The sequence below is a fragment of the Mesorhizobium sp. WSM4814 genome (assembly GCF_055811595.1).
In genome coordinates this window covers 1-641 of sequence record NZ_JBVVQT010000076.1, presented here as the reverse complement: position 1 = coordinate 641, position 641 = coordinate 1, and the positions used below count along the sequence as shown (strand labels likewise).

At 64.3% G+C, this 641-nt stretch carries 1 protein-coding gene; it reads left to right on the top strand.

Features of this window, described 5'->3' with window-relative positions; genetic code table 11:
- On the top strand, positions 1-365 hold a 365-nt coding region (locus AC0L2V_RS32220), incomplete at its 5' end, for a hypothetical protein (RefSeq protein WP_473522191.1).
- Positions 366-641: the final 276 nt, after the last annotated feature.

Here is a 641-nt window from a genome sequence, read left to right as displayed (position 1 = left end):
CGCTCTTCCTCGCATTCCCCGGTCCGCTGTTTCTGCACGAGCGAGCCAGCTTCTGGTCGCACGCCGCCGCAGAAAAATTGCGTCGCGATCTGATCGATCTTGGATTGCGGATCGGCCAGCGGCTGGAGACAACCGGCAACGCCCAGGAAGCGCGCTCGGTCTATCTGAGGGCGTTGGACCTCTATCCGGATGCCGGACCCGCCTGCAAGGCGCTGATCAGGGAGCGGCTGTCGCGCCGCGATTTCGAAGGCGCGGTCGACGACTATGCACGCTACGAACGGGCGCTGCGTGCTGCCGGCGAAGCGGCGCCCGCTGCGGAATTACGCGCCTTGGTCGAACCCTATCTTATGCGGCACACGCTCTGAAGACGGTTTCTTGCGCTGTCTTGGCGAAACACCGGGCTATCGTCGCTCTGGCAGCCACCCCTCACCCTCCGAGCAGGATGTTTGCCAGGAGAAGGGCTGCCAGGATCAGAACGAGGCCGGCGATCGCGTCCATCCGCTGGCTGCGCGTCAGCCCCCGCCGTTGCCGCTTCATCTGCGAAGCCCCTACGAATTGTCGCAGGATTGCGCTACCCTAAGGTCAATCTGGGCGGCGGGACGGTCATCATGGCACGACCCGACGCTCGATATTGGTCGAGC